This is a genomic window from Pelistega indica (assembly GCF_000506865.1).
GTDB lineage: Bacteria > Pseudomonadota > Gammaproteobacteria > Burkholderiales > Burkholderiaceae_B > Taylorella > Taylorella indica.
Genome location: NZ_AYSV01000142.1, coordinates 1 through 5,813 on the forward strand (window position 1 = coordinate 1; position 5,813 = coordinate 5,813).

Below are 5,813 nucleotides of genomic sequence, written 5' to 3' on the forward strand. Positions count from 1 at the left end.
CAAGCATTGCAAGCTTATGCTGCGATGGCTACATCAGCTGACCGTGGTGCTGTGCGTGATTTAAATCAATTAAAACGTCATAAATAATTTATCTTTACGACTGTTTTGCCCTGACCTCTATTCTTCGGAATGGAGGTTCATTTTTTAGTAAAGGTATACAAGAAATACTAACACTTATTTTAGATAGTTAACATATTAGAAAAATAAATAGGAAAGACTTTTGATGTATCAACCCTCGGTATTAATAATTACTGTCTTATTGATTTTGCTCTATGAGTTAGGGTATTTTTTTGTGATGAGACAGTGGATGGTAAGCACCTTTGTGTCTCAAGATATTCGCCAAGATTCTAGTCATCATGCGTCATTAAAGAAAATGTATATATTAGGAACGCGATTTGATGTGAAGATTTTGACAATTAGCTTAGGTAGCTTGTTAATTATTGCTTTACTATTTTCTTATTTTCTTTCCCATATGGCGATGGGTATGGCGATTGCTATAGGGCTTGTATGTCTTGTTCTCAATGGGATTGTTATTGGGAATGTATATTACTTTAAGACTTACCAAAATCACTACGATATTTTTATGTTTGGTTTAGTCGATGATGATACCAAAGCTGTATTAAAAAATATTCTGGATGATTATCCAATTTTGCGCTTAATACTGATTGTATCGTTAAGTGCGGTGGTTCCCGCTGTATTTGCATATTATGCTATTGATCAGCAATGGTTTACACTCCCGTCAACATTAGTGCAAATAGTATTGACTGTTGTAGCTGTATTGCTATTAGCATTGGGAATGCGAGGAACAATCCATTCCAAACCATTGGGTAAAGGACATTCTCAGGTATGCCAGTTAGGGATTATCAATAAAATGGTTCCTAATGGTGTGACGGCTATGCAATGGGCATTTACAGACAATAAAGAGCAAATTTCATTTAGTCCAGTTAGTCAGGAAGAGGGTGATCGTTTATTAGAAAAAATAGGCTATCAAGATGGGTTTTATCAACAAACACCAGTTAATGAGGCTTTAGCACACGCCTCTCCTCATGTTGTTGTGGCTGTAATGGAAAGTTTTGGGACTAATGTCTTGGTGTTTGATGATCCTATAAAGAATGATTTATTAGGTCGCTTAAGACCTATGTTGGATAAGAGTTTTTATTTTTCACGGTTTTGTGCGGATTGTAATGGTACGGCTCCAACGCTAGCGAATATGTTCTTTCATAGTCCTATTCAAAACATTAGCCAGTCTGTCGCACAGAAAGTCTCGCTGCCAGAGACGCCTTTTAAGGTGTATAAAAACAAAGGCTATAAAACAATTTTTATTACGGCTGGGAATATGATGTGGCGAGGTTTAGCCAATTATATGCCACTGCAAGGCGTAGATGAAATGTATGATCAGAATGATATTATTGAGCATTTCCCAGAAGCAAAAGCATCCATATCTTACTGGGGCATTGCGGATGAGTTTGCGTTTGCCTTGGCTGAGAAATTATTAAAACAAAGTACTCAACCGCTCTTCATTAGTATTTTATCCATGAGTAATCACCCCCCTCATGAGATACCACCTAATTATGTACCCAAGCCTCTTGATGTAGATTGCTTATTGAATCGATTTGGCAAAAATGAGCAAGAGCGAACGTCAGCCTTAACCACTTATCAATATGCGAATGATTCTCTCGGTCATTTTATGCAGACTATTTATGAAGATGAAATTCTTGGTAACAAAACGATTATTGCGGCTACAGGCGATCATCATTTCCGTGGGGTAAGTGTAGAGATGCCAAGTGAGCTTTTCTTATCTAAAGCGGTTCCATTTATTCTATATATCCCAGAAGAGTTACAGGCGATATTGCCGATAATGTTTGATGCGAAGGCATTGGGTTCTCATAAAGATATTTTACCTACGCTCTATCATGTGAGCTTATCAGATGCTCGTTACTGGCATGCTTGCGGACGAAATTTACTGGCTGAGCATAAAAATACATCCTTGGCATTTGCTTATAATGATTCGTGTTGGGCGGGTGAGAAAGGGGTTGTGGATTTTAGTACAACACCTTTGACACAATACCAATGGCAAGACGATAGTCTACTCGTGTCTGAAATGCTTCCTCTTACACCCTCAGAGGAAGTTAAAATCAAGGCTTTCCAAGACTTTTTGTATTGGCAGATTAATTATCTGGTAGGAAAGGGAGAGGCACAATGAATTGTGCCTCAAGCTGTCGATATAGTGATACTTTCGGCGTGCAGGTTTTCTGAGGAGTGCTTAAGAGAGGGGCGTGTTTGTGATATCTCAGGAAAACCTGCACGTCAAAATTAAATCTAAGAGTTTATTCATGAAGGGAGAGGCACAATGAATTGTGCCCCAATAAACCTTTTAAAGCATAGTTAATTTTTAACCAGAATTGCGTAAGCCAGCCGCAATGCCATTAATCGTTAAGTGGACACTGCGTTCATCGCGAAGACTTTCGTAACGATTTTGGTCTTTGTTGGCTTGATGTTGACGCAAGCGTCGAATTACCTCAACTTGTAAATAATTAAGAGGATCGATATAGGCAAAACGCTCTTTTAAGGTATTAGCCAATAAAGGATTATTAGCTAGTAGCTCATCAATTTGCAAGATTTCTTTTAGGCTAGCCACTGTGAGAGTATGCTCATGCCTGATTTTGTCAAAAATAGTCTGACGTAATTCAGCATTATTAACTAGCGTACTGTATTGTTCGGCAATCCTTAAGTCGGATTTTGCTAACACCATTTCCATATTGGAGAGTGTTGTTTTAAAGAATGGCCAACCTTGCGCCATTTCACGGAGACGTTGTAAACGTTTTTCACGAGTGCTTGGTTCGCCCTCAAAGCCTTTGTCTAAATAGGTCTGTACAGCTGTACCAAAACCAAACCAACCAGGTAAGAGTAATCGGCACTGTGCCCATGAAAAGCCCCATGGAATAGCACGTAAGTCCTCTATTCGTTGTCCTTTTTTACGCGAGGCAGGTCGGGAGCCAATGTTTAACCCCGCTATTTCATTAATTGGCGTAGCAGCGAAGAAGTAATCTACAAACCCTTCTGTTCCATAAACAAGCTCTCTATAGCTTGATTGCGATAGTTTAGATAGTTGCTCCATTAAGCCACCATAATTTTCCATAAAAGCATCTGGAGCATTGGCTTTAGCACTTAATGATGCTTGTAACGTAGCGCTTAATAAATGCTCTAGATGCCATAATCCGAGAGGAGCAGAACGATATTTTTTCTGAATTACTTCGCCTTGTTCCGTTAAACGGATTTGACCAGCCACAGACCCGGGAGCTTGTGCCAGAATAGCCTCAAAACTAGATCCACCACCACGTCCCACAGCACCACCACGACCATGAAATAAACGTAGATGAATCTGGTGTTTTTTAAAGACCCTAACTAGAGCAATCTCAGTCTTGTATAAAGACCAATTAGAGGTTAAATAGCCACCATCTTTATTACTATCAGAATAGCCTAACATGACCTCTTGCAAGCCATTTTGAGCCTTTAAAACTCTATCGTGGATGATAGGAATACTTAACCAGTCATCCATAATGTTAGCCCCTGCTTCTAAGTCAGGAATAGTTTCAAATAAGGGGACAACAATTAAACCATCATTTTCTTGTATAGGAAGTAACTGACCTTGCTCATCCGCTTGGATATTAATGAGTCCACTTTGTTGCTGCAATACCAAAATTTCTAATAAGTCACTAAGAGTCTCTGTATGAGAAACAATATATTGTTTAATGGCTTGTGGACCAAACTGTTGTCTAATTTGTGCGGCGGTTTGCAGAATAAGTAGTTCTTTTGTGGTTAATTCACTGTATTTTTGCCATGTTGAATAAATAGGACGAGGGTTGGTAAGTTCTTCGAGTAACAATGAAACTTTTTGCTCTTCGCTAAGTTCTGAATAAATAAAGGGTTTACCTTCGAATAAGGTACGACTACGGGTGTAAAGCTCACTTAGGATAGTTTCATGTACATCTGAACTTTGGCGTAAATCAATGCTGGCTAAATGAAAGCCAAAAATATTCACTGATTGGATGAGATTTTTGAGACGAATATGAGAGAGTTTCTCCGCTTGATTTAAACGCAATGATTCCTCAATCATCAGTAAGTCAGTTAAAAAATCTTGTGGGGTAGTATATGGAGAGGCTGCCTTGACATGTACTAGCTGTACCGCACCATTTGAGAAAACATTAGCTGTGGCAGCCAAACGAGCGTAAATGGTAATAATCACTCTGCGATAGGGTTCATCAATACGATGAGGAGAGTGATCAATGCTGTGATCAGATGCCTCTTGCAAAGAAGAGGATACATTATGTAGCATAGTACTGAGAGATAGCTCGGTACCTAACTGATGCACTTCTTCTAGGTAATAGCTAAATAAGGTAGCCGCTTGTTTATAAAAAGCAGATTTAAGTGTACTAGCATTGACATTTGGATTGCCATCTCTATCGCCACCAATCCATGAGCCGATAGTGAGAAATGATGGTAGCTTAGTGGTAGTCTTATAACGCTTAAATAGCTCCTTATCCAAGCGTTTGTAGAGTTGAGGAATAGCTTTTAGAAAAGTGGTGGCAAAATAATTATTAACGTTATCGATTTCATTTTCAACAGTGAGTTTATTCGTACGCAACATACGAGTTAGCCATAATAATTGAATATGAGCACCGAGATTATCTAGTACTGTTTCACGATCATCTTGATCTAATTCTTGATGGTATGCTGTTAGTGTATCACTAATTGCCTGATGGGCATCCAATGTGCTTTTACGTTGAACCTCTGTGGGGTGTGCGGTGAGGACAGGTACTAGTTGGGTATGTTTTAATTTTGCTAAGAAGGTTTGACTATCGACACCATCTTTTTCGAGTAGGTCAAGTGTATAGGTAAGATTAGCATGCAATTTGTGGGTTTTTAAATGGCGTTGTTGGTCTTGATCTTCGGCAATATTGGTTAAATGTAAAAAATAACTAAAGGCACGTGCAATTTTATTAGCATCCTCATCGCTGAGTGCATCAATAGCCTTATTCAGATCTTGAATATGCTCATTAGTTGGTTCGCGGCGTGTTTTGACGGCTGCTCTACGTAGGGACTCAATTTGCTGGAACGTATTTTCACCTTCTGTCGTTAAAATGGCCTCTCCCAGCAGTTTACCTAATAAATAAATGTCTTCATGCAAACTTTTATTGACTTCTTTGATTGTATTTGACACAGCATTCCTCCCTTTTTCCATTAAAAACAACAGCGTGGATAACAACAGTATAGGGGATTTTTAGAGAATACAAAATCAGTAGGACTCTCTCAAAAAAGAAAACCAAGGGAGGTAAGAAGCGCCCAATATCTCATGAACAGTGATAATTAAACTGAATAAATAAAAAAGGGTATACGGATTTAATGGTTGATGGGGCACCTTCACCCCATCAATCTGATACCACCCTCAGATGGTTGATAGATCGACTCCGTAGTTGAGTTCCTCTGCGAAGTCCGGCAGTCCGTAACCGATGGTTTTCTTGTAGAAAGGAGAGACCTTCGCAGTCGGTGCCTTCTTCTTGTGCTTCGTGGTGTAGAGCATTCGTGCCCGCATCACCTCGAAGGAGTAACCGCGCCCTTCACGGTTCTTGTCCTTGGCCAGTCGGTTGATGGACTCCGTGTAAGCGTTGGTGACGGGCATGTCCATCTCGAAGTAGGTCATGGTCTCTTCCACGCCAGTTTCCCACCTGCCCTGACCAGATCGCTCCAGACTTCCTTTTGGCCCTTCGGATGGTGGCTATCCACTCGTCCAGGGCGGCTTCTGCCTGGAGCCC

At 39.9% G+C, this 5,813-nt stretch carries 2 protein-coding genes and 1 pseudogene; 1 reads left to right on the top strand and 2 read right to left on the bottom strand.

What is annotated here, in order from left to right; all coding sequences use genetic code 11:
• Positions 1-223 precede the first annotated feature (223 nt).
• Complete coding sequence (locus V757_RS27065) at positions 224-2,203, top strand: LTA synthase family protein (protein ID WP_023953452.1); 1,980 nt, start codon at positions 224-226, stop codon at positions 2,201-2,203.
• Between the two features lie 189 nt (positions 2,204-2,392).
• On the opposite strand, the gene ppc is transcribed toward V757_RS27065, so the two are convergent.
• Positions 2,393-5,242 carry a phosphoenolpyruvate carboxylase gene (ppc, locus tag V757_RS27070; RefSeq protein ID WP_081710713.1) on the bottom strand — a complete coding sequence of 950 codons (2,850 nt, stop codon included), beginning with the start codon at positions 5,240-5,242 and terminating at the stop codon, positions 2,393-2,395.
• Positions 5,243-5,446: 204 nt separating this feature from the next.
• Positions 5,447-5,813: pseudogene (locus V757_RS27075) on the bottom strand (transposase); the annotation flags it as partial.

Bases quoted from the DNA above. Each gene is read 5' to 3' on its own strand.
- ppc (WP_081710713.1), bottom strand. From the start codon at position 5,242: ATGGAAAAAGGGAGGAATGCTGTGTCAAATACAATCAAAGAAGTCAAT.
- V757_RS27065 (WP_023953452.1), top strand. From the start codon at position 224: ATGTATCAACCCTCGGTATTAATAATTACTGTCTTATTGATTTTGCTC.